Here is a 26103-nt window from a genome sequence, read left to right as displayed (position 1 = left end):
TAGATCGCTTTTTTCTCTGAATAGTAAAGTTTAATGAATTTAATCTACAAAGGAAAGACTGTTTAATGGATACCATCATTACCTATCATCCACGACTACGATGAAGCATTTTATAACCCGTATGTTATATTATTATTGTATAAAATACTGATTATAAATAAAAAATTTAATTGATCATAGGCAGGTCTATTGAAAGCGGTCATAGTGTTGTTTTGATGTGCTTGGATATAGCACTGTTAACAAAGTGAGTGTTGAGATAATATCCGCTTTTTGTGGGGTTATTAAGGATGAAAAACAGACATTATCCGATCAAAGCGTCCGATTTTATAAAAGAAATCGAGCCTCATATTTTTAAATATTACAAGCGTCCAGGCAGACCCACGGGTATCAGCCATTATCACTTTTTCTCGGCAGTGTTATACGTATTGAAAACCGGTATCCCTTGGCGTGACGTGCCTACTTTTTATGGCCACTGGCATACGATTTACACACGTTTTAAACGCTGGAGTGAGAATGGGCTATTCTGGCATTTGCTTTATCTATTGCAGAAAAAAAAGAAAATCAGCCTTGACTGCGTCTGGATAGACAGCACCACAGTGAGCCTACACCGCCCTGGCTCAGGGAGTTTAAAAAAAAGGAGTTCAGTCGATAGGGCGCGGTCGTAAAGGAATGAGCACTAAAATTTATGTTGGCCTTTCAGGCGATTGTCTCAGGAGTGTCTGTTTATTCTTAGAGACAACGTACTGATATAAAAGTCTTTTCTACCTTGTGGGCAAAAGGAGACTGGAGACAGATAAGCGATGTCATCGTGGATAAAGGTTACGATTTTTATGATGTCAAAAAGTTTATTCGTGATAGCGGAAAATACCCGCTGATCCCCCGCCGCCAAGGCGCGATTTATTCCGGTATCCCGCCAAAAGATAAAGAAAAATATAAAACACGTAATGCCATTGAACGTTTCTTCGGCAAAATAAAAGAACATAAAAGACTCGCTTTGCGCTTTGATAAGCTTGATATCACCTTCTTTTCTTTTTTCGCCATCGCTTGTCTTAAGGTCTTTAAATTACTTTGTTAACAGTGCCATGTCAAAAAGTAAATTTCATAGCTGTCTGTATAATCATGAAGGCAATTGTGAATTTTAATGGTTCTCTACCAATAACACAGACTGGCTTTACGCAAGCATTACACACATTCCAGAAACTTTATGGAGATCACTATGAGTAATATCGCTTATGTAAATTTTTGTCCGCATACAAAGGGTGAAGAACGTCATGTGGTTGATACCGATAACGGTTATACCCGTTTGGCTAATGAATTGCTTGAGGCAATTTTACGGGCGGGATTAACACAGAATCAGCTATTGATCGCGCTGGCGGTGATACGTAAAACATACGGGTTCAATAAAAAACGGGATTGGGTTAGTAATGCTCAACTTTCAGCCCTGACGGGACTGCCAGAAACTCGATGCAGCACCGTTAAAAACGAGCTGATTAAATTAGGCATATTGATTTCAGCAGGCAGATCGGTAGGCATAAACAAGGCGATTTTAAGCTGGAAAACCAAGGTTAACACAATCAGTAAAACATTGACGGTATCTGTAAAGAAAACCTTTAAGGAAACGGTAAATCGTCCTTTACAGAATCTGTTAACCACAAAAGACACTATTACAAAAGACAAAAAAGACAATATAAAGATAGTGCCTATAATACCAAAAAGCGTTGCCCAAAAAATTAACAAAGCCACGCAACAACCCTCAGGATTTACCCCTTCTGAAAAACACACCTCATTGGCCAATGAACTGGGCGTCAACCTGCTCAGTGAATTTGCTGTGTTTGTGGATTATCACGCTTCTAAAGGGTCAAAGTTCAAAAATTGGGATGCCGCCTTAAATACCTGGCTCAGAAATGCGGTGAAGTTTGGTATTAAACCACAGTCTGCCTCCCACCGGATGACTGAAAATTTTAATGAAAAACACTATGGCGTTTCGGATATACCGGTCTGGATGGAGTGATAACCATGCTTGATTATCAGGAAGAAATCACGTGTCTGGAAAAGCATCTCCTCGCCCTTGCGCAGCCACCGATGGCTATTCCCAACACCGCCGTGTTTACCCAAAATGCCTACTGTAAAAAACATGGATCTTATGAACAGCGTATTCGAGAATTCAATGTGATTAGCTGTGTCGCCAGCCATTCAACCTGCCCAGACTGTATCCGAGATAAAATTGCGGCGCTTCGGCAAGCTCAACAGGAAAACGATAAACGTCTCTCTGAGCAACAGATTATCCGCTTGATGCAGGGTTTGAATTTGCCCCCACGTTTTCAATCAGCGACGTTGAATAATTTTGAGCCCATCAATAAAGAGGCTGCGCACTGCCTGAAAGTGTGTCAAGCCTACGCCAATCAGTGGCCTGAACGACTCAAACAAGGCGGGGGGATAGTGATGTGTGGCAAACCCGGCACAGGCAAAAACCACTTAGCGCTGGCCATTGCTCAGCATGTTATCACTGCCTACCAGGCATCGGCACTGTTCACCTCAGCCCTGCACTTGGTGCGATTATATAAATCAACCTGGACTAAGCCGACGCAGATGACAGAGGCCGAGGTGCTGCGGATGCACATCTCACCAGAGTTGTTAATCATTGATGAAATAGGCGTTCAATTTGGCTCTGACACAGAGAAAATTATCTTGTTTGACATCATCAACAATCGGTACGAAGGGATGAAACCGACCATTTTGCTCAGTAATCTGCCAAAAGAAGCCTTAGCGCAGTTTATGGGTGAACGTGTGATGGATCGGATGAACGAGGGCGGGGGCTGCACACTGGCGTTTACCTGGGACAGTTATCGATCGAGGGTGACTTAGTGACGGCCATTAAACACGGATGCAGAGCGTATCGGCAGAGAGTGAATACAACCCATGTCAACAACAACCGTTAACTAATGGCCAATTGCATCAAGAAACCTAACAGATAATGCACTGTTAACAAAGTAATATTAATCAATTTATTGAAATTAATATAATTTTAAAAGATTATGAGTAAAAGGAGCTTATTTAAAAAACAGGGTAACCATTTTTTGCTAGCGAAACAATTTGCGCTTTATCAGTGATTCTGGCGATAACAGACAACACTATTTTTTTCTCATAACCGTTTTAAAGCACCGTGACATTTTCATTAAAAGCATTATAATTCAATAAATAAACTTTATTAACAGAGCCATATAAATCATTTTCTGACTTTTTATCTGTGAAAATGATCATGCTAAAAAATTACTCGTTCTACCCCAATGATAGGGGATCGCCTGTTATTTCTTCAGTGACCGGCGTGTTGAACTGTCTTTAGCACCAACATTATTTGCGAAAGAGCCTCACACTGGGTATACGTGGGATAACAAATCGTGAGAAGCGTGTCCTCCTGATAACGACAAATTGGGTAAGGCTACGTCTCTGAAAAAGTAAAGAGGAGCTAGCGCTAGCTGTAGCTCATCCGCCGCCGAACTGGCGTCTGCGTTAGGGGTTGAGCGAGGGCTTTTTTATGGGCAATCAGTGCTAAATAATATTGGCAAGCAATTCTATTGTAACTATGATTAATAAACCGCTGGGGTATGGTCACATCAAAATGGATTGTGGGGGTATTACATGAACAAAATAAAGACTTATTTAAAGATATTGCCTATTCTACTATCATCTATACCTGTCTTAGCTGCTCAAAAAGAAACGCCAGTTTGTAAAGTATGGCCGGGTAGACTTTTTCCCATCAAAGCTTGCACACCACAAAAGCTTACTGTACAGAAAGCTAAACCATCCAGACCAGAAAACAGTGTGCCTTACGAATCGATGCCAACTCCTCCTTTCCTTGCAGCTTCCATGCAATTAAACCGCGAAATGTAACTTTGAATACTAAGGTCTTAGGGAAACCCTGAAGAACCGATAAAAGTAGTCTATTCTGTTACCAATAATTTTTTTAGGTTAATAGTGAAATGAAAACGAAATCGACGAGACGAGCCGACTTTTTAGCGCAAATGAATACGATAGTTCCCTGGGAAAAAATTCTGGCCAAACTCAGTCGTCATTATCCCAAGGCAAGCCCTAAAGGCGGTAGACCAGCGAAACCTTTAGAGATGATGTTGCGGATTTATTTTTTACAAAATGGGTTTAATTATGCTGATTTATCGATGGAAGAAGCGTTATACGACATCCCCTTATTACGTCAATTTGCGGGGATATGTCTCGATGCCATTCCCTCCGATCCCACGATCCTGCATTTTCGTCATTGGCTGGAAAAACATCATTTAAGTGAAGCGCTGTTTGAAGAAGTTAAAACGCATTTAGCGTCGCTTCAGCTATTTATCAAACGGGGTAGCATTGTCGATGCTACGATCATTCATGCACCCAGCTCAACTAAAAACCGACAAAATAGCCGTGATCCTGACATGAAAGCCACCCGTAAAGGTAATCAGTGCTACTTTGGCATGAAAGCGCATATTGGCGTGGATGCACAGACGGGGCTGGTGCATTCTCCCTGGTGGGAACCTCGGCGAATGTAGCCGATGTGACGCAAGTTCATCACCTTCTTCACGGCCAAGAAGAGGTTGTTCATGGTAATGTCGGTTGTAAAGGCGTGATGCGACGCAGCGAACATCAACATCGCGTGGTCACCTGGCACATCCCCCGACGGGAGGGTATTGGCCTTGCCGGGGCAGGAGCAGCAGGTATGGAAAAAACATCGGCATCAGCAAAGTCTCAACGCGAAAATCCGGGCTAAAGTAGAACACCCCTTCCGTGTATTAAAATGCCAGTTCAACTTTAGAAAAGTGCGTTACAAAGGTTTAGCTAAAAATACTGCGCAATTATTTAGCTTATTTGCTTTGACCCATCTCTTTCTCGCTAGAAAAATTTTGTTTTGTCGCCCCTAATTGACCCTTGATACTGAAAAAAGTGTAGCTAGTATCTGTATACCGTAAAAAAGAGCGCATTGACCTCCTTTTCTATCCAATGACTTTAAAAATTAGTGCTACTAGCGCCAAATATAAACTTTTATGGGAGGTTCTTCAGGGTTTCCCTATTGCCAGTGAATCCCATAACCAGAAAGGTGAAGTCATTTTAGTACATGTGTAATCCGAGACTACCATAATCACTGAGCGTAAAATTGCTCCCAATCAAATTGGTTGAGTAATCCAGTGATTCAATTTTTCTAAGAATGCACTGACCCGAAAAAGTTGGACAAAATAAAAACTTATTTAACAGTTTGCGCGAAATTCTCCGTCCATAGCTAGCGAGTTAGTTTAGTGTGAGATGGATAGCGCCCTCTAATCACTTTGGTTTATCTTGATTCTGTATGTAGTCTTTCAGAATGCTAAGTGGAGCACCCCCTGCGGTTATCAAGCAGTGAGTCCTCGCCCATAAAACAGGTTTCCAGTAGTACACTGCAAGGTGCTTTGAAAACTCCTTACGAATAAAGTCGGCTGCTCACCGTCTTCAGGCTATTAATGAGCTTTGCTGGTTCGATATTTGGGTGCATCTCCAACATAAGCAGGACTTACGCAATTTTCACCTAAAATTAGGATAGGAATTCTGTAGAGTGTCACAAATGAAACCAAGCCGCTTAAACTACTGCCAGTATCTGATGGTAAGCCAGATAAATTACACCTTGACGAATTTTGCTGATCACACGCAAGACATGAGTCACGATGCGATTAATCGCTATTTGCGAAAAGGTCACGTAACGGGAAGCGCTGTGTGGGCACAAGTAAGGGGTGATATGGTGCCATCTCCAGACGGCTATATTGTGTTCGACGACACGGTATTGGACAAAAATTTTTCGCAGCAGATTGAGTTGGTGCAACGTCAATACAGTGGTAACGCCCACCGCGTCATCAAAGGCATTGGCGTCGTGAATTGTCTGTACGTCAATCCTAGCACGGAACAATTTTGGGTCATTGATTTTCGTATTTACCATCCTGAGGGTGACGGCAAATCTAAACTCGATCATGTGCAGGATATGCTGAACAACGTAGTACGACATAAGTGCCTGCCCTTTGCTGCCGTGTTGATGGATACCTGGTATGCGACTAAGAAGATGATGCTATTTATCGAATCGTTGCACCGATGTTACTACTGCCCACTGAAAGACAATCGTTTGGTGGATGATTCATGCGGGGTAAATCCTTATCGTCACGTGGATTCTCTCATCTGGGACGAATATGAACTCGCTCATGGAAAGACGATCAAAATCAAAAATTTTCCAAAAATGCATAAGGTGCAAGTGTTCCGGGTTGTGGTGTCTACACACCGCACGGATTTTGTCGTGACTAACGACCTTTCTCAAGACTCTACCTCGGGCACACACCAAGTGTGTGGCTGGCGCTGGAAGATTGAGCAGTTTCACCGTGAAGCAAAACAACTCACTGGACTCGAAAAATGCCAATGTCGCCGTGCTCGGATCCAACGTAATCATATTGCTTGCGCTTTTCTAGTTTGGATCCGATTGGCTCAAATTGCTCGAAGCACAAGCAAAACGCTTTATCGTATTAAGCAAGGCTTGCTCGATGATTATCTTTGTCAACAGCTCAAAAAACCTTCTATTATTATGCGATTTGCGTAAGTCCTGATAAGGTGAACGTGGTCAGCTTTGCCACCAAACTCTAAAACACTGACATATCACTTTTTGCACTGTTCCCTGAATATTTCCTCCAGTAACTCACCCGTGAAGCACTTATTTCGGTATTTTGTAACTAACACTAAGTGGTAGTTCATCTTATAGACATAGTAATAATGAGATCTAATAACCACGTTGATTCTCAACACTAAAATGAGTAAATGTAATGAACGCATCCCAACCACTTAATCAAGGGCTCGAGACTGAAAAGTAAGGTGTGGATCCTCACAGATTTTCGGCATCATTGTGCCCATACGGGATGCCTAGTGCTTCCAAAAACTGGAGGACCCACAAAATGAAATATACACCGGTTGGCGTAGATATCGCAAAACATGTGATTCAGATCCACTTTATCGACGAGCACAGTGGTGAGGTAGTTGACAAGCAGCTCCGTCGTCATGCCTTTTTAGCGTTTTTCAGTAACCGGGCGCACTGCCTGATAGGGATGGAAGCGTGTGGTGGTTCTCAGCACTGGGCTCGTGAACTGGAAAAACAGGGGCATAAAGTTCGCCTGCTTCAGCCTCGTTTTGTAAAAGCCTTTCTGATGGGTAATAAGAATGATGTGATGGATACCCGTGCTATATGGATGGCAGTGCAACAACCCGGCAAGGCCATTGCAGTAAAAACCGAAGAACAGCAGTCAGTACTGGTGCTGCACAGAATACGCCGCCAATGAGTAAAATTTAGAACTGCACAGATTAATGCCTTGCATGGCATGTTGCTGGAGTTCAGCGAAACAATAAGTAAAGGCCGGGCTTCACTGGATAAATCTCTGCCATGGGCGCTGGAGCGCTTGAAGGCACGACTGCCGCCCTTCCTTATCGCTATGCTGGAAGAACAACACCAGCGACTGGGTGATCTGGATGCTCAAATCGAGGGTATTGAAAAGCAACTGGTTGCTTTGGCAAAACAGAATGAAAGCTGTAAAAGGTTGCTAGAAATCCCTGGTGTGGGGTCTATTATTGCTACCGCAGCCATGGCCACGATGGGCGAGGCTTCTGCCTTTAAATCAGGACGTGAGTTCGCAGCCTATGTAGGCCTGGTACCGAAACAGACCGGAACGGGTGGAAAAATCCGGTTACTGGGGATAAGCAAACGAGGGGATACCTATCTGCGAACGCTATTTATCCATGGTGCCCGCGCAGCGGCGTTACTGGCAAAAGAACCGGGGCAGTGGATAACGGAGTTAAAAAAACGCCGGCCAACCAGCGTGGCAATCGTAGCAATGGCTAACAAACTGGCAAGGACGGTATCTGAATAAGGTCCTGAGCTTAAAGCTCGTTGAGGAAATGAGGTGTGAGTCAGCGGATTTCATCGGAACCCGCAGCAGTGCTATTTGCTGCAATAAGGCCGAATATAAAGCTGCAACCGAACCTTTTGTTCTGGTTAACGGGAAGATGATTAAATCAGTTAAACGATTATGCTGGATAAATGATTATCTCCACAAGGTGAGTCGTTTCATTATCAATTACGCTTTGATGGCCGACGCAGGAACCCTTGTTATTGGTCACAACTTCGAATGGAAAAAATCCATTAACATCGGCAAGCTGAATAACCAAAAATTTGTCAGCATTCCTCATGCCAGGCTTATCGAGATGATTCAATATAAAGCCGATGAAACCGGGCTCACTGTGATTGTAAGAGAGGAAAGTTACACCAGCAAAGCGAGCGCTTTGGATTGTGACGCTATACCAAATTACGGCGATATTGGGGAAAAGGTATTTTCAGGTAAACGTAACGCGGATTATACGTGACATCAAACGGACGCTTGCTAAACGCGGATGTGAATGGGGCAATCAATATCCTGCGGAAAGAAATCGGTGATGACTTTGTAAAAGGTTTAGCTGATAAGGGCTGCGTGTACCTGCCCAAGCGAGTCAATGTACTTGTTTTAGAATGCGCCCACGGGTTGCAGAAGCTCAATCCATAGCGGCGTAGCCGTTTGTTGGGTCGAGTCGTTCACGTTGGAATACTTAATACTGGTAATATCCGGCGGAAGAATCACGGGTTTTTAAATAAACTCGCTTTAAGCATTAGCCATCGGTGCACGGTATATCTCTATTCCATCAATCGCCCTGTTTTTACCTCATTTAGCAGTGTGTCGGGGATTGTTCATTGTCTCAATCTGCCTTAACGCCGCCTTATCTTGATTGCACTGCTCCAGAGCCAGCAGCAGTTGCTCATTCAGTAGCACACTATCGCCCCACGTCATGTGCTCAGGGATGACCGGCACCTGACAGTCACCCAGCAACGTGGCGGGGATGAGCACGCGCGGGGCGGGCAGGTATTTGGTCTGCGTGGGCACGCAACCGGTTAACAGCGGCAGCAGGCACAGGCAAATGTGCACAATGCGCCGACGTAATAATCTTCCGTATCGTGATAATGCGAGGGGAAGAATCCCGAACGGCCTTTTGGTGTGCATCCTGTGTCGCTCCGACTATTTTATTAAAAACCTCAACAATCTTTTCATAGTGAGTCACCTGCGCCCACGCGGCGTCCCTTTCAATGCGCAGTGCTTGATTAGATCGTTTCAGTTGCCGGTTTTCCTGGTACTGAGATTGGATCGTCATCGCGAGGGTGATCAGGGTAATAAGTAACAGCGTTCCCACCAGGGTTCGCCAACTAAAGGTCAGGTTCATCGATCCCCCTTTGGCATTTAAAAACGCTTATTTTTAGCGGATAAGGTGCCATCATGATTACATTTCCTCTCTATCGGTATCCCTCGCTGAAGGCGGAGCGCGGTGCCATAATACGTTGGATGGATATGACGAGAACCGCCCGCGGGCGTGCGGCGGGGCACCTCAAGCGATTTTTTGAGCGTCGACCGGTATGACGCGTTTTTTCTGTGACGAAGGGAATTTCAGTACAGGTCATACGCTGCGGGGGGAGATGATCGCGGGGGTGCCCGGGATCATCCACCTACGCAATCGCGTTTATTTATCACATTAACAAACTTTTTGCGGATCGCATCAGTATTTTTTACTTTTTTTCGCGGCCAGCATTTCTGACTTCCGGATCGGTGTTTGTCAATGTAGTTGTCGCCTGAAACTGTTTTTGTCAACGCTACTTTAGATTGGGCTCTTCCGCAAATAATGTTGGTGCTGAACGCCGTAGCTAACTGAGATATAAATCATTTTCTGACTTTTTATCTATTGAAAATGATCATGCTCAAAAAATTACTCGCTCTCCCTCGAAAGTGGGGGATCGCCGATTATTCTTTCAGTGCTCGGCGAGTTGAACTGTTGCTTCAACATCGCAAACATTCTGCGTATTGTCCCCCAATGCAATATGAAAAGCCGCTGTCGTTAGGGCTTTACTCACCGACGACTTCAGCATTTACCCTGTGGAGGAAAGACCCTGATACTATGCTTTCGTCTTCAGCGATTTTGTTGCACCAACAGCAGATGTAGTGGTCAAGTAAAATCGGACACTTTTTTAAGACACCTTGATTAATGGTATTCGCTCAAACTCCATGGGAGAAAGATATCCCAGTACACTGTGGGGACGTTTACTATTGTAATAAGCCAAATAGTCCAACACACTTAGCTTGGCATCATGGTGACCCTTCAGCACTTCGTAGTGCAAATATTCATATTTCAGACTGCGGAAAAAGCGCTCTGTGGGGGCATTTGCATATTATCATCAAGAAGATCACCGAATAACCCCCTGTGTCAGCATAGTTGTCGCCTGTTAATATTAAGGAGAACACCATGCCGGCAAACCCCGTGCCTATCAATATCAAGCAACAAGGGTTGCTCTGGCTTCAACCTCCGTATAATTGGTCTCACCGGCAAATAGCGAAGAAGCTAGACGTGAGCCCTTCGGTTGTTTCAAGATGGAGAAACGAGTTAATGAGTGATGGCCTGTTATGTGAAGATGAGCAGTTTTTAAAGAATAACGAAGGTTGGTCGCCCGAACAGCGTTTTGCGGTGGTCATTGAAAGCGCAGTGATGTCTGAAATTGAGCTGGCCGAATACTGTCGGCACAAAGGATTGTTTGTTGAACAGGTAAAGGAATGGCGAACGGCTTCGCTCCGGGCTCATGAGCCGAAAGCCTTGAATAATCATAAAGTTGATAAAGTCGTCAAAGAATACAGACAAAAGATCCGTGAACTTGAAAAAGAACTCACCAGAAAAGAAAAGGCGCTGGCGGAAACCGCAGCGCTACTGGTATTAAGGGAAAAGTTCAATGCCCTCTGGGACAACAGCGAGGACGTCTAATACCTCTCCCGGAGCGGCTTAATATAGTTGATATGCTTAGGAATGCGATGAAACAGGGGGCTCGTAAGGCGCAAGCCTGCCAGGTCATTGGGATTTCAGTCAGAACACTGCAACGCTGGCGCAACAATTGTCACAACGCTCCCCTGGCCGACAAACGGTCAACGGCCGTTCGCAATGCCCCCAGCAACAAATTGTCTGATGCTGAACGACAGCGGATCATGGAAATCTGTAACTCACCAGAGTTTTCAAGTTTCCCTCCGAATGTCATCGTTCCGACGCTGGCTGATAGGGGAATTTATATCGCCTCTGAGTCTACGTTTTATCGCGTGCTCAAAGCGAACAAACTGTTAACACCTAGACGTCGAGAGAGAAGTTATAAACGTCCAGGCGCACAAAAAACGACAGCACCGAATCAGGTATGGTCCTGGGATAGTAGTTATTTGCCAACACCTATAAAAGGTCGGCATCTTTACCTCTACATGATGATGGACATTTTCAGTCGGAAAATTGTGGGGGCAGACGTTTTTGAACAAGAATCCGGCGAACAGGCTGCAGAGCTACTGCAACGATGCATCTGGAAAGAAAAATGCGCGGGCAAAAAAATCATTCTTCATTCAGATAATGGTGGCCCCATGCGTAGTTATACCCTGTTGGCGAAAATGTACGATCTGGGGGGAATCAGTTCATATTCTCGCCCACGAGTCAGCAATGATAACCCTTATTCCGAATCCTTGTTTCGAACGGTGAAATATTGTCCCCAGTGGCCAGCCGAGGGGTTTACTTTACTCAATGATGCCAGAGCCTGGGTAGCTCAGTTTGTGAACGGGTACAACCTTGAACATAAACACAGTGGTATCAAGTACGTTACTCCAGATGAACGTCATAGGGAGGCAGATAAAGAAATATTAGCTAAACGGAAAGCCATCTATGAATTAGCTCGAGCTAAAAAACCCGAACGTTGGAGCAAAGGCTGTCGTAACTGGAATTTTATTCATGAAGTGATGCTGAATCCGGAAGTAAGTGCTGCATAAAACAGTTTCAAGCGACAACTACATTGACAAACACCGCGAGAGGTTTCACGCATTTTGTCATCCAGTAATTGATGACGTCGTTTCAGTAAATCGCTTACTTTTTCAGCAATTTCAGATAATTGATTCTGTTTAGGATGTGGTTTCATTGTGCTGGCATAATCTTTAATAAGCTGAGCATCGATTCTATCCGTTTTAGCCAGCAGGCCCTTACTTTTAGCAAAAGCGCGAATTTTATTGGCATGCTCAACAAATACGGGTACCTGTTGGGCGCGCAGTGCTTTGACAAGGGTTCTTTCATACCCCCCGGTGGCTTCACAGAGAACCCGTTCAACGTTCCTATTTTTTTTGATTTCTTGCACCCATTTTTTTATTAATGAAGCCGAGTTTGAAAGGGGAGTGACTTTATCTGAAAAACACACATCAAGCGTGGCTTTTCCAACATCAATACCAATATACTCTCCCATGTTGCCCTTTCCTTTTGTATAATCGAATTGAAAAAATAATAGACTTTTTCCCTACTTGTAATTCGAGGCGTCTTAAACCCTCATGACATCTGTTCGGAACCGGCCTATATCAAAATAGGATAGAGGGTCATGACTCAGGTACGGTGCTTCATCACCTTATTCGGAAGAACGACCCCTCTATCCACCTATTAAGGTGATCAGAATTAACAGGCAATTTCAATATACAAGAAGGAAGATATACATCAAAGCGAAGGCTGATAAGTCTTGGCGATTTTGGGGTATTTATGTTCATGTTGGTAAGATGGAAACGTTGCGCACATCCTATAAGCTGGCGAAAGAAAACAAGGGGGCACCAGGAGTAGATGGTGTGACCTTTGAAGAAATTGAGTCCACAGGGGTAGACAACTTTCTTGAATCCATCAGGAAGGATTTACTCTCCAAGACCTACTACCCATTGAGGAATCGGAAACGGGCGATACCGAAAGCTGGAGGGCAATCCAGGATGTTAAGTATTCCCACTATTCGAGACCGCGTAGTGCAAGGTGCAGTCAAACTCATTCTAGAAGCGATATTCGAGGCAGATTTCCAGCCGGGCTCTTTTGGTTATCGCCCCAAGCGAACGGCTGCTGAAGCAGTAGAACAGGTAACAGTAGCAACTATCAAGAATATGACGCGAGTCATCGATGTCGATCTCAAATCGTATTTTGACACCGTGCGCCACGATATTTTGTTAAGCAAAATAGCAACGCGCGTGAATGACAAAGAAGTCATGCGGCTACTCAAGCTGATACTGAAAGCAGGTGGGAAATGTGGGGTACCTCAAGGCGGTCCGTTGTCGCCACTACTGAGCAATATCTATCTCAATGAGGTAGACAAGATGCTTGAACGAGCAAAGGCGGTAACAGGTACGGATGGATATCAGCATATTGAATACGCGAGATGGGCGGATGATCTTATCATAATGATCGACAGCCATAGAAAATGGGATTGGCTGGCAGTGGGTGTCTACAAACGACTGAAAGAAGAACTCATGAAGTTGGGAGTAACACTTAATTTAGAAAAGACACGACAAGTTGAGCTGAAGCAAGATGACTCCTTCAGTTTTCTAGGTTTTGTTTTTAGAAGAACGAAAACAAAGCAAGGGAAATGGGGCGTCATGAAAACACCGAAGATGGACGCGAGAACACGGCTTTTACAGAAATTAAAAGCGGTGTTCAGACGCCATCAGTCTCAACCGATTGATCGGGTCATTTATCTCATCAATCCGATACTCAGAGGCTGGGTGAATTATTATAGGATCGGTAATTCAAGTCGATGTTTTACCTACGTTAAAGATTGGGTAGAAAAGAAAGCGAGGCGTCATTTAATGAAGGCGCGTCGACGGCAAGGCTTCGGCTGGGGGAGATGGAGTAAGGAAGGGTTTTATCAAAAATTAGGTTTATATTCAGACTATAAGATTAGATATTACCCAGTACTGAAAGTGTCGCCAGCTAGATAGGTCACATAAGCTTTGGTATGAAATTGTCAGGTAAGCGTAGTGCGGGAAAACCGCATGCTGCGTTTGACGAGGCGGGCGATGGAAACGGGAGCAATCAAGATAATATCGTGATTTGATCACCGCGCCATTGTTCGACCCTACCGTATGACCCAAAGTCTAAGCCGCAAAGGGAATTGTTGGGACAACGCTCCTATGGAGCGCCTATTCAGAAGCCTCAAAACCGAATGGGTACCCAAAGCAGGCTATCCAACTGGGCAAGAAGCAAAACGAGATCTTATTGATTATCTCATCGGCTACTACAGTCAAACTCGCCCTCATCAATACAACGGCGGATTAACACCAAATGAATCCGAGCGGCTGTACTGGGAGAAACACAAGATACTGGCCAATTTTACTTGACCACTACACCCTGTGCAATGCCTGATAATATCGGTAATGTCAGTGCTAAGATAAAAAAAAGTAGCGTTGACAGTAATGTTTTACGCAACAACGGAGATTCATTTCGATTGCCTGCGGCATGCATATTACCATCAAGAAGCTCACCCAATACCCTTATTATCTGATGTTATGCAGCCCACATCTGATAGGTTTGTCAGATGAAAAAATCTAATCTTTATTTATACACTGACTTTATTTTAATTTATTTTCTTGCGGAGGTCTAAGATGGCTTATAATTGTAATTCAATTCCTGTTGTTTTCGTACATGGGGTGGTGCAGACCCTGGTGTCTGGAGCTCTATCAAGCTGGGTACCAAAATTCTCATTTATTTGCCTGGGATTATCGTAATGATACTCATAAATCTATCAATGAACAGCTTAGCCCGCTTTTCGATAATTATATCAATAGTGTGTTGAACGAAACGGTGTCAACGCTACTTTAGATTGACCACTTTTTGCTACTTTAAAATGTCCAGTTTTTGCTAATTTTCCTGTTGGGTTTCTATTCCAGGCGCCTGGATAATATCAGTCGTTTTTATAGGCAACATGCCTGCTTTGCGTTTATTTTTGAGTCGGTAGCTTTCTCCTTTAATATTCAATGTGGTTGAATGATGTAAAAGCCTGTCTAAAATCGCAGTTGCTAAAATGTGATCACCGAATACGTCCCCCCAATCAGTAAAACTTTTATTTGATGTGAGAATGATGCTCGCCTTTTCATAACGACGGCTCAATAACCTGAAAAATAGGCTAGCTTCTTCGCGATTCATCGGTAAATACCCGATTTCATCCAGTATTAATACCCTGGCATAGCACAGTTGCTGAAGTTGGCGTTCCAGACGGTTTTCTTGCTTTGCCTTCATTAAGGTACAGCAGAGTCTATCCAGAGGCATAAACAATACCCGATGCCCAGCTGTAGCTGCCTTGACAGCCAGCGCTATCGCCAAATGCGTTTTCCCTACCCCAGGTGGGCCTAACAAAATGACGTTTTCATGATGTTCGACAAACCTCAGCCCCGCCAGCTCGCGGATAATTTTCCTGTCTATACTTGGTTGGAAAGTAAAGTCAAATTGCTCCAAGGTTTTTATCCACGGCAAACGTGCTTGTTTTAACCGCGATTCCAAGCCTTTTTGGTGACGCCCGTTCCATTCCTGGGCTAATGCCTGCTGGAGAAATTCACGGTAGTTCAGTGCTTTCTTGGTGGCTTCTTCACATAAACTCTCCAACGCATCGCCCAGGTAATCCATTTTTAACCGTATCAACAAGTTTTCCATTTCCATCAGAGTAGCTCCTCATACACACTGAGCGAACGAGACGCTACTCGATTGACCTGTTGCCAAAGGGCTTGATGATGTTCTGGCACCTTTTGCCAGCCCTGCGTTACCTCCTGCAAGAGATGCGTCGCGAGCAGTTGCTCATCGCCGTAAATACGTAGCGTATTATCTAAACCGATACGAATATTAACCGCACGACCACACCAGAATGAAGGCACGCTATGGCACTGTTAACAAAGTTAAATTATTGAATAAAAAAGAATTTATAAAAATATTTAGGACGCATAAAATAATGATGAGATAAAAATAATACTTTTTGTGATCGGCTTCATCATTGAGAGAATTCGCCGATCGCTGCCATAAAAAATCGATTCATCTGTTTTTTTTAAAGAGGAACCGTTTACTTTGAATGCATTTAAATTATAATAATTTCAATAAGTTAAATGAATACACTTTGTTAACAGTGCCATAGCGATTACCTCTGACATCGATATAGCTGTCCCATGCCACTTGTCGTAGGTCGAAGTAGCTGGTATCGAAATCAGTCGCAGGGAGTGGCATCAAAGCTATTTTTTCCTCAGCAAAACGATTTTCCGGTGTCTGCTTGAATTGACGAAGATGACGCTGGTCTGCCACTTTCGCCAGCCACATCGCTAGCAGTTGATTAACATGAGCGAAACTCTCAAACTGACGGTAGCGAGTGAAAAAATTGTGTTTAACATAGCCCACCATCCGTTCGGTTTTGCCTTTCGTTTGCGGTCGATAGGGCTTACAGGCGCGAGGACTAAACCCATAGTGATTAGCCAGTTGCAGGAAGCCTGCATTGAACTCGATGTGGCCATTTTGTCCATGTTTGATAACAGCGGCTTTTTGGTTATCTACCAAGACATTTTTTACGCTGCCACCGAAGTAATTGAAGCTGCGAACCAGCGATTCATACGTGTGCTCAGCATCTTGCTTAGGGGCAGCAAAGACATGAAAGCGACGCGAAAAACCGAGCGTATTAACGGCAAAATTAACCGTACAGGCAGAGCCTGCCACCTCAACGATGATTTCTCCCCAATCGTGTTGAAGTTGATAACCGGGGAGGGTTTCAAAGCGTACCGTGTTTTTCGAGGCCCTGAGTGGACGCTTCGGATGAATATAACGTCGGAGCATCGCACTCCCGCCGCGGTAGCCTTTTTCACGGATTTCCTCAAAAATAACCGCCGCATTCCAAACCTGTTCACTCAACCTTGAATCGATGTAGTCTTTAAAGGGCTCGAGTTTAGCAACCTGTTTTTTACCGCATTTTGCTGTTGGCGGCGCAGGATAGCTAATGTGCCGTCTCACCGTCTTTTCTGAACACCCTATCTGATGGGCAATATCAACAATAAATGCCCCCTGTTGATGGCGTTGTTTTATCATGTAGTGGTCCTCTCTTCTTAGCATGCTTATTTCCCTCATGGCTTTGTCACCACAAAGGAAACTGCATTCTGGCTTGAGTGGACAAATTAAATTAGCAATTTACGGTCTTTTATCATTAGCGCTGACAACGGGAGCGAGCAAAGTTGATATTGTAGCTCATTCGTTTGGTAGCTTGCCAACAAGGTAGTTTATCAAATTTGGGGGAGGTTCAACAAAGGTACGTAATTGGATATCTATAGCTGGCTCCAACCACGGTTTAGATAGCATAAGAGGGATCGGTTTAACGATTAATAACTTATTCACTTCCGACCAAGGAGGCGCCGATATGCAATCGAGTTCCTATGTAATAAGAAAGCTCAACGAAGGAACAGAAACCCCCGAGCCAACAAAATACACAACAATTAGCTCAACCGGAGATGATCCATCATTTTTTGATATGTTAGGGAGTAGTTCTAGTAATTCTTCAGACAAAGTTGTTTCAATATCTAGTACCATCTAGTACCAAGTTGACTGGAGCAAACAACATCGTCATTCATGATGAAAATTTGGGGCATAACGCTTTGATCCGTGATGAGCAAGTCTTTTCCCATGTGCTTAACGTTCTTGGCTGTGATGCCTAAAACTGATAGAAAATGTAGGTCGTGACTCGAATTTGTTGATAAAGGGGGCGTTGGTGCATAGAGGTGTGAAGGTTGTTACTTCCCCCAAGGGGTTATGACTCTGTCACTTCCTTACAGGCGGAATGAGTGCTTGCTGCGGCCAAAAGCCGATTAAGAACGGCAACACCTATCGATGCTTCCGTCTTCTGTGCAGCCAATCCGCGAGCCCGAAGACGAGGTTCAATCAGTGTTTTGTAACACCCCATCATGGTCTCAACCAAGACTCGTTGACCGTAGTTTAGGGCTGTTTGCCAGGCGAGTCGCCCCTTGTTCTGGATCATTTCCAGGTGCTGATCGCGTTGGGTCGGTGGCTCTATCGTGCTACTAAAGCTGGGCGCAGTGATTGAAGAGAGCCGCGCCGATGCAGAAAAAGAAGCGGCAGAACGTGCGGCGCGAGAGGAAAAACGCCAGAAGCTTTTGCAGCTTATCGAAAAAGAAGGTTTCACCGCTGAAGATCTGTTAGGCTCAGCGGTAACAATCAACAAGAAGCGCAGAAAAAAACTAGCAGCTCCCGCCAAATACGAATTTGTCGAGAATGGTGAAACAAAAACATAGACAGGGCAAGGGCGCCAGCCAAAGCTTATTGAAGAAGCCCTGAAAGCCGGACGCAGCCTTGATGCGTTTTTGATTTCCGCAAGAATTGATTGAACAAAAAAGAGAAGGATCCGGCATAGACTGGTATTCGATGGCTAAAAAAGCAAGAATAAGAAAATTTTCTGAATACTCTGCCCTCAGAGCAAGTAAAGAGAAGGCAAAGCAGGGATTCACTGTCCAATGGAACGAAAACGTACTATAAGGGCTTCCCCGATTAGTCAACACCGGTTTTTTATTCTGTCTGGCTATCTATCACTGAAGTTAAAGGGATAAGACTGCGGTACTATAAACGGCCATGATGAATCATTATCGATTCGGACCCTGATGAAAGACGCTCGTGAGATTCTCGTTCGCTAAACGGATAATAATATCCAGTACTTTTACAGAAATGCCTCACGGGGGTCTAACCCTTTTACATCAACGCTGACAGTTCAGATAAGATATTTTTACTGCGTCAATTAAATTACTTATTGTAGAACCTGAAGTCATCACCATAAAACAGGGACGCCCAACATAAACGGGCATTTTTGGCTGCGATTGCCACAGCAGTACGCCAGTAACCTCGGCGGTTGATCAGCGAACTCACCCACTGACTGAAAGGATCTTGTTTCTTCTCCACACCAATCATGACAGAACGTGCTCCTTGGACAAGCAAGGTGCGTAAGTAGGCATCACCCGCTTTGGTGATTTTTCCCAGTCTGGATTTTCCCCCACTACTGTACTGTGACGGTGTTAAACCGAGCCAAGCTGCCAACTGACGCCCATTTTTAAAATCATGAGCAGTGCCAATACTAGCAACCAGCGCACTCGCCGTTGTTGGACCCACCCCTTTGAGTTTCATCAGATTTTGGCTGCGGCTATCCTGCTTAGCGATTGTTGCCAGGATGCGATCATACTCAGCAATTTTCAACTCGATGGCATCAATATGTTCTAGCAGAGTATCGATGCACTGCCGGACCCATCCTGGTAGGTTTTCCCTGTGCTCTGCAACCAGGCGGCGTAACGATTCCGTACGTTGTGGTGCAATGAAACCAAATTCAGAGACTAATCCACGAAGACGGTTATAAGATGCAGTCCGCTCTTCAATAAATCCCTGTCGGGTACGGTGCAAGCATTGCATTGACTGTTGTTCTTCATCTTTAACAGGAACAAAACGCATATGTGGCCGACGAACCGCTTCACAAATCGCCAGCGCATCCGCCGCATCATTCTTCCCGGCTTTACCTGCTAAGCGATAAGGAGAAACAAATTTAGGCGCCATGAGTCGGACGTTATGACCATACCGCGTGAATAATCTTGCCCAGTAATGTGCGCCGGAACAGGCCTCCATGCCGATCGTGCAAGGAGGTAAATTAGCAATTAGCTCTGGCAATGCGGTTCGAGGCACTTTAGGCTTAACGAGAACAGGAATACCATTTTTATCAACACCATGAACAGCAAAGACATTTTTAGCAAGGTCTATCCCAACGGTTGTAATAATCATAGTCTTCCCCTATATTCGAATTTTGGTTATCTTCCCCATAATGGCACAAAAGTGCGGACAGTAACCTTAATTTAGGGGAAGTCCCTTTCATTCGCTAAGCCCAATCATCTTCAATATGATAGAACGCGGGTGCACTTTAGGAGAAATTTAACTATGTTATCCAAATACCTTGACCCCAAGAATGATGTAGCCTTCCGAAAAATTTTCGGCACCGAAAAGAACAAAGATATTCTTATGCATTTCTTAAATGATATTTTAGGGTTTTCCGGTAGCAAACAGATAACCTCTGTTACTTTTTTAAGTACGATACAAGACCCCGATATCGCCGCTAAAAAGCAAAGCATCGTTGATGTACTCTGCCAAGATGATGAGGGGGTACGCTACATTATCGAAATGCAGGTTGCCAAGACGAAAGGATTTGAAAAACGGGCGCAATATTATGCGGCGAAAGCCTACTCTCAACAGGCAAACAGGGGTGACGAATATCAGAACCTGAAAGAGATTATCTTTATTGCTATTGCAGATTGTACCTTGTTTCCGGAGAAGACTCAGTATAAATCCGATCACATTATTCTTGATCGTGACAGTGGTGAGCATGATTTAAAAGATTTTTCCTTCACGTTTATAGAATTACCTAAGTTTAAGAAGAGCAACCCGAAAGATCTTGAATCAATAACAGAAAAGTGGTGTTACTTTTTCAAATATGCGGCGGAGACAGGACCTGAATGCCTTAAACACGTGATCGGCAAAGACACTATCATAGAAGATGCCTATGAGCAATTAGACCGTTTTTATTGGACAGAATCTGAGCTGATGAATTACGAACGAGAGCTTAAGCGAGTTCGTGATGAAGCAGCCATACTTGCACAAAAAATAGACGACGCAACTGAAAAAGGTATACAACAGGGCATACAACAAGGTATGCAACAGGGCATACAACAAGGTATGCAACAGGGCATACAACAAGGTATGCAACAGGGCATACAACAGGGAAGCAAGGAAACTAAATTTGAAATTGCCAGACAGCTTCTCGGTGACGGACTAGATCGGGCTGTCATTAAAAGATGCACTGGACTGTCTGACGAAGAACTTGACAGCTTGGCCTAGGCAGGGAGCTGAGACGGCATGACCCATTGACATGGGCAAGCCAATAAAAGTCGCTTATTAGCGGAAGCTGGGTTAACTTTTTTACAAGTACAGACAATGTAATATTCACATATCGAGTAGGGTGAGGCGTTAACGCCTCATCCCTCTCACAGGTAGGGTCGAACAATGGCGCGGTGATCAAATCACGACATTATCTGTGTGATTCATGGACATCGTTTCACTATAATAATCGTTATGAACAGAGAAATTCCGCAACGACTGCAGTGGATAGAACACTATGAGACATTAGGTGATGCGGGGGTAGACAAGTATAAATGCTACTATGCCGTCGTTGCGGAATTTCGCGCCCCACCACATTACGCAAATGGTGGCGTAGATACCAGGAGCGGGGGAGGGTGGGTTAAGTTTGAGCTACTACAAATCAAGTTAAACCTGTCGTGAAATTTCGACGTAAAGCGGACTTCATTCGCGATGAACGTCCTGTTCCAGGTGATGGGGTTCCAGGTGGGTACCTGCGAAATCGGTTCTGGTTTATACTAGTACACGGCCATTGATGACTGTACTCGTTACAGAGTTTTAAGGCTTTATCACCGTCGTACTGCGGCAAACACGCTGGATTTTATAGATTGCGTTGTAGAGGAAATGCCTTTCCCAATACAACGTATTCAAACTGATAGGGGAAGAGAATTTTTTGCCATTAAAGCACAGGAAAAACTAAAAGAATATGGGATTAAATTCCGTCCGAACAAACCGGCATCCCCGCACCTTTAATGGCAAAGTTGAGCGTTCCCAAAAAACAGACAAAGCAGAGTTCTACGCCACGGTGGATCTTACAGCCAGCAACTTGGATGACCTGTTAGCAGAATGGCAGCATTATTATAACTGACAACGTTCTCATAGCGCCCATAACGGAAAAACGCCGATGGAGCGCTATTTTGAACTCTCTGATCAGACTCCGTTCTCAGACGAGGTTATTGCTAATTACTGTCCAGAACAGGAACGCATTCAGGAGCAAAATTACAAGCTCGATCTTGCTCTTCAAAAAGTGAAACGATGTCTATGAATCATACAACCTGACAACTTCACTTCATATCAAAGCTTATGTGACCTATCTAGCTGGAGACACTTTCGGTACCTGGTCATGACAAGTCAGAGGAATCTGGATGCACAACTCAACCCCATTAATCACCACGATAGTTGGCGGCCTGGTGGTCGCCTTTTTCTTAGGAACACTGGCTCATCGCCTGCGCATTTCACCCCTGGTAGGGTACCTTACCGCAGGGGTCTTGGTTGGACCTTTCACGCCAGGTTTCATTGCTGATCTCTCGTTAGCGCCAGAACTGGCAGATATTGGTGTGATTTTGTTAATGTTTGGCGTTGGGCTCCATTTTTCTCTTAACGATCTCCTGGTAGTAAAATCTATCGCCATTCCCGGCGCCATCGCTCAAATTATTGTCGCTACCCTGTTGGGGATCGGTCTGTCGCATTTATTAGGTTGGGATCATGTGACCGGGCTGGTATTCGGCTTATGTTTATCGACGGCCAGCACAGTAGTCTTATTACGCGCTTTGGAAGAACGGCAACTGATTGATAGCCAACGTGGGCAAATAGCTATTGGTTGGTTAATCGTAGAAGATTTGGTTATGGTGCTAACGTTAGTACTACTGCCTGCTTTTTCAGGTGTCTTAGGGAACGAAAATAGCAGTACCCAGCAATTACTTACCGAATTGGCTATTACCATCGGTAAGGTCATCGCTTTTATCACATTAATGATAGTTGTTGGCCGCCGCCTGGTTCCTTGGATCTTGGCTAAAATTGCGTGCACCGGCTCACGTGAACTGTTCACACTGGCTGTGTTGGTGCTTGCGCTAGGCATTGCCTATGGCGCAGTAGGCCTGTTTGATGTCTCCTTCGCGTTGGGTGCCTTCTTTGCTGGTATGGTATTGAATGAATCTGAACTTAGCCACCGAGCCGCTCAGGATACCTTACCGCTACGTGATGCCTTCGCCGTATTATTTTTTGTCTCGGTTGGCATGCTACTTGACCCGGTAATCTTAGTGCGTGAACCCTTAGCGATTATTGCTGCGTTGAGTATTATCGTATTTGGAAAATCAATTGTAGCATTTATACTTGTTCGTTTATTTGGTCACTCAAAACGCACAGCCCTAACGATTTCGGCGAGTTTAGCGCAAATTGGTGAGTTCGCATTTATTTTAGCAGGATTAGGGGGCTCTCTCGGTTTATTGTCTGAATATGGTCGAAATCTGGTACTGGCCAGTTCGATCCTTTCCATTATGCTCAATCCACTACTCTTTAGTCTATTTGAGCGCTATTTGCGTAATACGGAAACAACGAAAGACCAAATTTTAGAAGAGACCGTTGAAGAAAAAAAAACAGATTTCCCTTAACTTATGCAACCAGGCTGTATTAGTGGGTTATGGCCGCGTGGGCAGTTTGCTGGGGACAAGGCTCAATGCTGAAGGGATATCGCTAATAGTGACTGTTCCCAGGGCGTTTATATGAACGCATCCCAACCACTTAACCAAGGGCTCGAGACTGAAAAGTGAGGTGTGGCTCCTCACAGATTTTCGGCATCATTGTGCCCATACGGGATGCACAGTGCTCTCAGAAACTGGAGGATCCACAAAATGAAATATACACCGGTTGGCGTAGATATCGCAAAACATGTGATTCAGCTCCACTTTATCGACGAGCACAATGGTGAGGTAGTTGACAAGCCGCTCCGTCGCCAGGCCTTTTTAGCGTTTTTCAGTAACCGGGCGCCCTGCCTGATAGGGATGGAAGCGTGTGGTGGTTCTCAGCACTGAGCCCATGAACTGGAAAAGCAGGGGCATAAAGTTCGCCTGCTTCAGGCTCGTTTTGTAAAAGTCTTTCTGATAGGTAACAAGAATGATGTGATGGATGCCCGTGCTATATGGCTCGCAGTGCAACAACCCGGCGAGGCAATTGCAGTAAAAACCGAAGAACAGCAGGCAGTACTGGCACTGCACAGAATACGCCGCCAATTAGTAAAATTTAGAACCGCCCAGATTAATGCTCTGCATGGCATGTTGCTGGAATTCGGCGAAACAATAAGTAAGGGTCGGGCTTCACTGGATAAATCTCTGCCATGGGCGCTGGAGCACCTGAAGGCACGACTGACTCCATACCTTATCACTATGCTGGAAGAATGTAATGGTCAAGTAAAACCGGACACTTTTTTAAGACACCTTGATTAATGGTATTCGCTCAAACTCCATGGGAGAAAGATATCCCAGTACACTGTGGGGACGTTTACTATTGTAATAAGCCAAATAGTCCAACACACTGAGCTTGGCATCATGGTGACCCTTCAGCACTTCGTAGTGCAAATATTCATATTTCAGACTGCGGAAAAAGCGCTCTGTGGGGGCATTATCCCAGCACTGGCCTTTTCTACTGTGGCTTGCCTGCATGCCCCTAACCGACAGATGCTGCCCGTATTCACGACTGGTGTACTGACTGCCTCTATCTGAGTGGTGAATTAGCCCCTTATTAGGTTTTCTACGCCAATACGCCATTTGTAGCGCCGCTAAACAGAGCTCAGTCCGCATATGCGCTGCCAGGGCCCAACCTACTATCTGGCGTGAGTATAAATCCATTACGATAGCGAGATACTGCCAACCCTGATAGGTACGGATGTAGGTGATATCGGTTGTCCACACCTTATTGGGTGTGTTCACGGTAAATTGCCGGTCCAGCAGATTGGGGGCAATCGTGTGGTTATGCTGACTGTCTGTTGTCACCCGGTAACGCTTCGGATAACGGGCGATTGAGGAGAGCATGGTTTTACCACCAGAACTGTTTTGTCGTGGGATCAAACCACACCAGGCAGAAAGTTGTCTACCATTGTTAAACTGGCCAGCATTCACTTCACTTAAAAAGGCAGCAGCAATAAGCGGCTCCACTCCCGGGATAGCGAGAAGGGCTTTATACCGGGGCTGCTGCTGACAGAGCGCCGCTATTTCCTGAGTTAGCGTGCTGATATGCTCATTCAGTGAATGCATGTTCTCCAACAGGGAAGACAATAAACGACGTAACACGAAGGATAAGCGGTTTTCCACATCTTCTAGGAGCTCAGGCAATTGTTGTTGCAAAATGTTGATACCAACAGGAATTGAAATGCCCTGTTCTGCAGCTAATGCCCGAATTTGATTTGAAAGGGCTGTGCGCTGTTCAACCATTAATTGACGCGCACTGCGGAGAGCTTTGATATCCAGCTGCTCAATCGTTTTAACCGTGACAAAATGGATGCCTGGTCGAAATGCTGTCTCACATATTGCTAACGCATCATTGGCATCGTTTTTTTGATGGCGTGCTAAGGCTTTCACGTGTTGCGTGGGGATCAGCCTAACGTTATAGCCCATCTCATTAAAAGTTCGCCCCCAATAATGGGACGTTCCACAGGCTTCCATCGCAATGAGTGTCCCTTCAGGAAACTGGCGCACAGTATCCAGCAGCTTACTGCGTGAGAGTTTACGATTCCAGGCAACAGAACCATTCTCTAGCCAGACACAGACTTGAAAAACAGATTTTGCTAAATCTATACCAACCACTTTAATATTATCCATGATGGATGCCCCTATTTGAATTAATTGGAAATAACTCAAGTCTGGCACTTTCTCTGCTAAGTGCTAGAGAGGGGTGTCCATCACATCATTACATATCCATCCAACGTATTATGGCACCGCGCCCCGCCTTCAGCGGGGGATACCGATAGAGAGGAAATATAATCATGATGGCACCTTATCCGCTAAAAATAAGCGTTTTTAAATGCCAAAGGGGGATCGATGAACCTGACCTTTAGTTGGCGAACCCTGGTGGGAACGCTGTTACTTATTACCCTGATCACCCTCGCGATGACGATCCAATCTCAGTACCAGGAAAACCGGCAACTGAAACGATCTAATCAAGCACTGCGCATTGAAAGGGACGCCGCGTGGGCGCAGCTAACCCACCATGAAAAGACAGGTGGCGCCGTGACCCTGGCCGCTAGAATGATAAATCACTTTGAAGGAGTGAGATATAAGCCCTATTTTGACGGTGGTGGCGTACTTTCTGTCTGTTATGGGCACACGGGAAACGATATTGCACTCAATAAAACTTACACCCAAGCAGAATGCAACAAATGGCTTAACGATGCATTTGGAAAGAAAAATGCGCGGGCAAAAAAATCATTCTTCATTTGTAAAAGTTTGAATTTAATCTGACATTTCGCTATGTTTATCCTAACGT

Annotated in this window: 26 protein-coding genes and 9 pseudogenes; 22 read left to right on the top strand and 13 right to left on the bottom strand. The window is 44.7% G+C overall.

What is annotated here, in order from left to right; all coding sequences use genetic code 11:
- Window positions 1-287 precede the first annotated feature (287 nt).
- The 6 genes and pseudogenes from AACL30_RS03720 (at window position 288) to AACL30_RS03695 (ending at window position 4916) form a co-directional block, all read left to right on the top strand.
- Window positions 288-665, top strand: a complete 378-nt coding sequence (locus AACL30_RS03720) for a transposase (RefSeq protein WP_339057845.1) — start codon at window positions 288-290, stop codon at window positions 663-665.
- Window positions 666-748: 83 nt separating this feature from the next.
- Window positions 749-1075, top strand: a complete 327-nt coding sequence (locus tag AACL30_RS03715; protein ID WP_339058388.1) for a transposase — start codon at window positions 749-751, stop codon at window positions 1073-1075.
- Between the two features lie 141 nt (window positions 1076-1216).
- The gene (locus tag AACL30_RS03710; RefSeq protein ID WP_339057844.1) at window positions 1217-2011 is read left to right on the top strand and encodes a replication protein; all 795 of its coding nucleotides are present in this window, start codon (window positions 1217-1219) and stop codon (window positions 2009-2011) included.
- Between the two features lie 5 nt (window positions 2012-2016).
- Complete coding sequence (locus AACL30_RS03705; RefSeq protein ID WP_339057843.1) at window positions 2017-2865, top strand: ATP-binding protein; 849 nt, start codon at window positions 2017-2019, stop codon at window positions 2863-2865.
- A 774-nt stretch (window positions 2866-3639) separates the two neighbouring features.
- Window positions 3640-3891 carry a hypothetical protein gene (locus AACL30_RS03700; protein ID WP_339057842.1) on the top strand — a complete coding sequence of 84 codons (252 nt, stop codon included), beginning with the start codon at window positions 3640-3642 and terminating at the stop codon, window positions 3889-3891.
- A gap of 89 nt (window positions 3892-3980) precedes the next feature.
- Window positions 3981-4916, top strand: a pseudogene (locus tag AACL30_RS03695) (IS5 family transposase).
- 397 nt (window positions 4917-5313) lie between these two features.
- On the opposite strand, the gene AACL30_RS16350 reads toward AACL30_RS03695, so the two are convergent.
- Window positions 5314-5457: a transposase gene (locus AACL30_RS16350; protein WP_407078951.1), complete on the bottom strand. Its 144-nt coding sequence runs from the start codon at window positions 5455-5457 to the stop codon at window positions 5314-5316.
- Between the two features lie 133 nt (window positions 5458-5590).
- Here AACL30_RS16350 and AACL30_RS03690 point away from each other — a divergent pair, with 133 nt between their 5' ends.
- On the top strand, window positions 5591-6604 hold the full coding sequence (locus tag AACL30_RS03690) for an IS701 family transposase (protein WP_339057841.1): 1014 nt from the start codon (window positions 5591-5593) through the stop codon (window positions 6602-6604).
- A gap of 56 nt (window positions 6605-6660) precedes the next feature.
- On the opposite strand, the gene AACL30_RS16345 is transcribed toward AACL30_RS03690, so the two are convergent.
- Entirely contained in the window at window positions 6661-6756 is a 96-nt protein-coding gene (locus tag AACL30_RS16345) for a transposase (protein WP_218014757.1), read from the bottom strand.
- A 197-nt stretch (window positions 6757-6953) separates the two neighbouring features.
- Here AACL30_RS16345 and AACL30_RS03685 point away from each other — a divergent pair.
- The 3 genes and pseudogenes from AACL30_RS03685 to AACL30_RS03675 all read left to right on the top strand — a co-directional run bounded on the left by AACL30_RS03685 (window position 6954) and on the right by AACL30_RS03675 (window position 8588).
- Window positions 6954-7919, top strand: a pseudogene (locus AACL30_RS03685) (IS110 family transposase).
- A 28-nt stretch (window positions 7920-7947) separates the two neighbouring features.
- The gene (locus AACL30_RS03680) at window positions 7948-8412 is read left to right on the top strand and encodes an IS200/IS605 family accessory protein TnpB-related protein (RefSeq protein ID WP_339057840.1); all 465 of its coding nucleotides are present in this window, start codon (window positions 7948-7950) and stop codon (window positions 8410-8412) included.
- Complete coding sequence (locus AACL30_RS03675; protein WP_176488864.1) at window positions 8409-8588, top strand: hypothetical protein; 180 nt, start codon at window positions 8409-8411, stop codon at window positions 8586-8588. The genes AACL30_RS03680 and AACL30_RS03675 overlap by 4 nt, the downstream gene beginning before the upstream one ends.
- A gap of 156 nt (window positions 8589-8744) precedes the next feature.
- Here the strand turns inward: AACL30_RS03675 and lysC are convergent, their stop codons facing one another.
- Together lysC and AACL30_RS03665 are read right to left on the bottom strand one after the other, a co-directional pair.
- Window positions 8745-8927, bottom strand: a complete 183-nt coding sequence (gene lysC / locus AACL30_RS03670; protein WP_043913686.1) for an Rz1-like lysis system protein LysC — start codon at window positions 8925-8927, stop codon at window positions 8745-8747.
- Entirely contained in the window at window positions 8899-9297 is a 399-nt protein-coding gene (locus tag AACL30_RS03665) for a hypothetical protein (protein ID WP_006704785.1), read from the bottom strand. The genes lysC and AACL30_RS03665 overlap by 29 nt, the downstream gene beginning before the upstream one ends.
- 53 nt (window positions 9298-9350) lie before the next feature.
- On the opposite strand from AACL30_RS03665, the gene AACL30_RS03660 reads away from it, so the two are divergent.
- Window positions 9351-9491 carry a hypothetical protein gene (locus AACL30_RS03660; RefSeq protein WP_339057839.1) on the top strand — a complete coding sequence of 47 codons (141 nt, stop codon included), beginning with the start codon at window positions 9351-9353 and terminating at the stop codon, window positions 9489-9491.
- Between the two features lie 602 nt (window positions 9492-10093).
- Here the strand turns inward: AACL30_RS03660 and AACL30_RS16340 are convergent.
- A pseudogene (locus AACL30_RS16340) lies at window positions 10094-10279 on the bottom strand (IS3 family transposase); the annotation flags it as partial.
- Between the two features lie 89 nt (window positions 10280-10368).
- On the opposite strand from AACL30_RS16340, the gene AACL30_RS03655 reads away from it, so the two are divergent.
- Window positions 10369-11909, top strand: a protein-coding gene (locus AACL30_RS03655; protein WP_339057458.1) for an IS3 family transposase whose coding sequence is annotated in 2 segments (ribosomal slippage) — window positions 10369-10843 and window positions 10843-11909 — 1542 coding nt in all. Because the reading frame shifts where the segments join, the coding sequence is not laid out codon by codon here.
- Here AACL30_RS03655 and AACL30_RS03650 read toward each other — a convergent pair.
- A complete protein-coding gene (locus AACL30_RS03650) occupies window positions 11870-12373 on the bottom strand; it encodes an IS110 family transposase (protein ID WP_339057838.1) in 504 nt (167 codons plus the stop codon). The two genes, AACL30_RS03655 and AACL30_RS03650, sit on opposite strands and share 40 nt — an antisense overlap.
- A 310-nt stretch (window positions 12374-12683) precedes the next feature.
- Here AACL30_RS03650 and ltrA point away from each other — a divergent pair, with 310 nt between their 5' ends.
- Together ltrA and AACL30_RS03640 are read left to right on the top strand one after the other, a co-directional pair.
- On the top strand, window positions 12684-13871 hold the full coding sequence (gene ltrA, locus AACL30_RS03645; protein WP_339057837.1) for a group II intron reverse transcriptase/maturase: 1188 nt from the start codon (window positions 12684-12686) through the stop codon (window positions 13869-13871).
- A 120-nt stretch (window positions 13872-13991) separates the two neighbouring features.
- Window positions 13992-14270, top strand: a pseudogene (locus AACL30_RS03640) (integrase core domain-containing protein); the annotation flags it as partial.
- On the opposite strand, the gene AACL30_RS03635 reads toward AACL30_RS03640, so the two are convergent.
- Entirely contained in the window at window positions 14263-14418 is a 156-nt protein-coding gene (locus tag AACL30_RS03635) for a hypothetical protein (RefSeq protein WP_339057836.1), read from the bottom strand. The pseudogene AACL30_RS03640 and the gene AACL30_RS03635 sit on opposite strands and share 8 nt — an antisense overlap.
- 156 nt (window positions 14419-14574) lie before the next feature.
- On the opposite strand from AACL30_RS03635, the gene AACL30_RS03630 reads away from it, so the two are divergent.
- Complete coding sequence (locus AACL30_RS03630) at window positions 14575-14751, top strand: hypothetical protein (protein ID WP_339057835.1); 177 nt, start codon at window positions 14575-14577, stop codon at window positions 14749-14751.
- Between the two features lie 39 nt (window positions 14752-14790).
- Here the strand turns inward: AACL30_RS03630 and istB are convergent, their stop codons facing one another.
- From istB to istA, 3 genes and pseudogenes are all read right to left on the bottom strand, one after another.
- Complete coding sequence (gene istB / locus AACL30_RS03625) at window positions 14791-15588, bottom strand: IS21-like element helper ATPase IstB (protein ID WP_339058365.1); 798 nt, start codon at window positions 15586-15588, stop codon at window positions 14791-14793.
- Window positions 15585-15797 (bottom strand): hypothetical protein, encoded by a 213-nt coding sequence (locus AACL30_RS03620; RefSeq protein WP_339057834.1) that lies wholly within the window; start codon window positions 15795-15797, stop codon window positions 15585-15587. The genes istB and AACL30_RS03620 overlap by 4 nt, the downstream gene beginning before the upstream one ends.
- A 250-nt stretch (window positions 15798-16047) precedes the next feature.
- Window positions 16048-17010 (bottom strand): annotated as a pseudogene (gene istA, locus AACL30_RS03615) (IS21 family transposase); the annotation flags it as partial.
- Between istA and AACL30_RS03610 the strand changes: the two are divergent.
- Window positions 17009-17173, top strand: coding sequence for a hypothetical protein (locus AACL30_RS03610; protein WP_339057833.1), 165 nt, complete (start codon window positions 17009-17011; stop codon window positions 17171-17173). The pseudogene istA and the gene AACL30_RS03610 overlap by 2 nt on opposite strands.
- Before the next feature lie 525 nt (window positions 17174-17698).
- Here AACL30_RS03610 and AACL30_RS03605 read toward each other — a convergent pair.
- Window positions 17699-17926 (bottom strand): hypothetical protein, encoded by a 228-nt coding sequence (locus tag AACL30_RS03605; RefSeq protein ID WP_050749334.1) that lies wholly within the window; start codon window positions 17924-17926, stop codon window positions 17699-17701.
- 46 nt (window positions 17927-17972) lie between these two features.
- On the opposite strand from AACL30_RS03605, the pseudogene AACL30_RS03600 reads away from it, so the two are divergent.
- Window positions 17973-18293, top strand: a pseudogene (locus AACL30_RS03600) (H-NS family nucleoid-associated regulatory protein); the annotation flags it as partial.
- Between the two features lie 409 nt (window positions 18294-18702).
- On the opposite strand, the gene AACL30_RS03595 reads toward AACL30_RS03600, so the two are convergent.
- Window positions 18703-19722 carry an IS110 family transposase gene (locus AACL30_RS03595; RefSeq protein WP_339057811.1) on the bottom strand — a complete coding sequence of 340 codons (1020 nt, stop codon included), beginning with the start codon at window positions 19720-19722 and terminating at the stop codon, window positions 18703-18705.
- A gap of 153 nt (window positions 19723-19875) precedes the next feature.
- On the opposite strand from AACL30_RS03595, the gene AACL30_RS03590 reads away from it, so the two are divergent.
- From AACL30_RS03590 to AACL30_RS03575, 4 genes and pseudogenes are all read left to right on the top strand, one after another.
- The gene (locus AACL30_RS03590; protein ID WP_339057832.1) at window positions 19876-20829 is read left to right on the top strand and encodes an Rpn family recombination-promoting nuclease/putative transposase; all 954 of its coding nucleotides are present in this window, start codon (window positions 19876-19878) and stop codon (window positions 20827-20829) included.
- A gap of 234 nt (window positions 20830-21063) precedes the next feature.
- Window positions 21064-21892, top strand: a pseudogene (locus AACL30_RS03585) (integrase core domain-containing protein).
- 100 nt (window positions 21893-21992) lie between these two features.
- Window positions 21993-23328 (top strand): annotated as a pseudogene (gene ybaL, locus AACL30_RS03580) (YbaL family putative K(+) efflux transporter); the annotation flags it as partial.
- Between the two features lie 149 nt (window positions 23329-23477).
- A pseudogene (locus AACL30_RS03575) lies at window positions 23478-24017 on the top strand (IS110 family transposase); the annotation flags it as partial.
- Between the two features lie 33 nt (window positions 24018-24050).
- On the opposite strand, the gene AACL30_RS16335 reads toward AACL30_RS03575, so the two are convergent.
- Entirely contained in the window at window positions 24051-25439 is a 1389-nt protein-coding gene (locus AACL30_RS16335; RefSeq protein ID WP_422389574.1) for an IS3 family transposase, read from the bottom strand.
- Window positions 25440-25658: 219 nt separating this feature from the next.
- Here AACL30_RS16335 and AACL30_RS03560 point away from each other — a divergent pair, with 219 nt between their 5' ends.
- Window positions 25659-26078 carry a glycoside hydrolase family protein gene (locus tag AACL30_RS03560; RefSeq protein ID WP_422389573.1) on the top strand — a complete coding sequence of 140 codons (420 nt, stop codon included), beginning with the start codon at window positions 25659-25661 and terminating at the stop codon, window positions 26076-26078.
- The last annotated feature ends 25 nt before the right edge of the window (window positions 26079-26103 follow it).

The organism is Candidatus Regiella endosymbiont of Tuberolachnus salignus (genome assembly GCF_964020115.1).
GTDB lineage: Bacteria > Pseudomonadota > Gammaproteobacteria > Enterobacterales > Enterobacteriaceae > Regiella > Regiella insecticola.
Note: the sequence above shows the minus strand (reverse complement) of the source record. Positions and strands in the feature narration are given on the sequence as shown.

Bases quoted from the DNA above. Each gene is read 5' to 3' on its own strand.
- AACL30_RS03680 (WP_339057840.1), top strand. From the start codon at position 7,948: ATGAGGTGTGAGTCAGCGGATTTCATCGGAACCCGCAGCAGTGCTATT.
- AACL30_RS03630 (WP_339057835.1), top strand. From the start codon at position 14,575: ATGGGGTGGTGCAGACCCTGGTGTCTGGAGCTCTATCAAGCTGGGTAC.
- AACL30_RS03590 (WP_339057832.1), top strand. From the start codon at position 19,876: ATGTTATCCAAATACCTTGACCCCAAGAATGATGTAGCCTTCCGAAAA.
- AACL30_RS03665 (WP_006704785.1), bottom strand. From the start codon at position 9,297: ATGAACCTGACCTTTAGTTGGCGAACCCTGGTGGGAACGCTGTTACTT.
- AACL30_RS03720 (WP_339057845.1), top strand. From the start codon at position 288: ATGAAAAACAGACATTATCCGATCAAAGCGTCCGATTTTATAAAAGAA.
- AACL30_RS03595 (WP_339057811.1), bottom strand. From the start codon at position 19,722: ATGATTATTACAACCGTTGGGATAGACCTTGCTAAAAATGTCTTTGCT.
- AACL30_RS03710 (WP_339057844.1), top strand. From the start codon at position 1,217: ATGAGTAATATCGCTTATGTAAATTTTTGTCCGCATACAAAGGGTGAA.
- AACL30_RS03690 (WP_339057841.1), top strand. From the start codon at position 5,591: ATGAAACCAAGCCGCTTAAACTACTGCCAGTATCTGATGGTAAGCCAG.
- AACL30_RS03660 (WP_339057839.1), top strand. From the start codon at position 9,351: ATGATTACATTTCCTCTCTATCGGTATCCCTCGCTGAAGGCGGAGCGC.
- AACL30_RS03705 (WP_339057843.1), top strand. From the start codon at position 2,017: ATGCTTGATTATCAGGAAGAAATCACGTGTCTGGAAAAGCATCTCCTC.
- AACL30_RS03560 (WP_422389573.1), top strand. From the start codon at position 25,659: ATGAACCTGACCTTTAGTTGGCGAACCCTGGTGGGAACGCTGTTACTT.
- AACL30_RS03610 (WP_339057833.1), top strand. From the start codon at position 17,009: ATGCTTATTTCCCTCATGGCTTTGTCACCACAAAGGAAACTGCATTCT.
- AACL30_RS03650 (WP_339057838.1), bottom strand. From the start codon at position 12,373: ATGGGAGAGTATATTGGTATTGATGTTGGAAAAGCCACGCTTGATGTG.
- AACL30_RS03605 (WP_050749334.1), bottom strand. From the start codon at position 17,926: ATGATCCAGAACAAGGGGCGACTCGCCTGGCAAACAGCCCTAAACTAC.
- AACL30_RS03700 (WP_339057842.1), top strand. From the start codon at position 3,640: ATGAACAAAATAAAGACTTATTTAAAGATATTGCCTATTCTACTATCA.
- AACL30_RS16335 (WP_422389574.1), bottom strand. From the start codon at position 25,439: ATGGATAATATTAAAGTGGTTGGTATAGATTTAGCAAAATCTGTTTTT.
- AACL30_RS16345 (WP_218014757.1), bottom strand. From the start codon at position 6,756: ATGAACTACCACTTAGTGTTAGTTACAAAATACCGAAATAAGTGCTTC.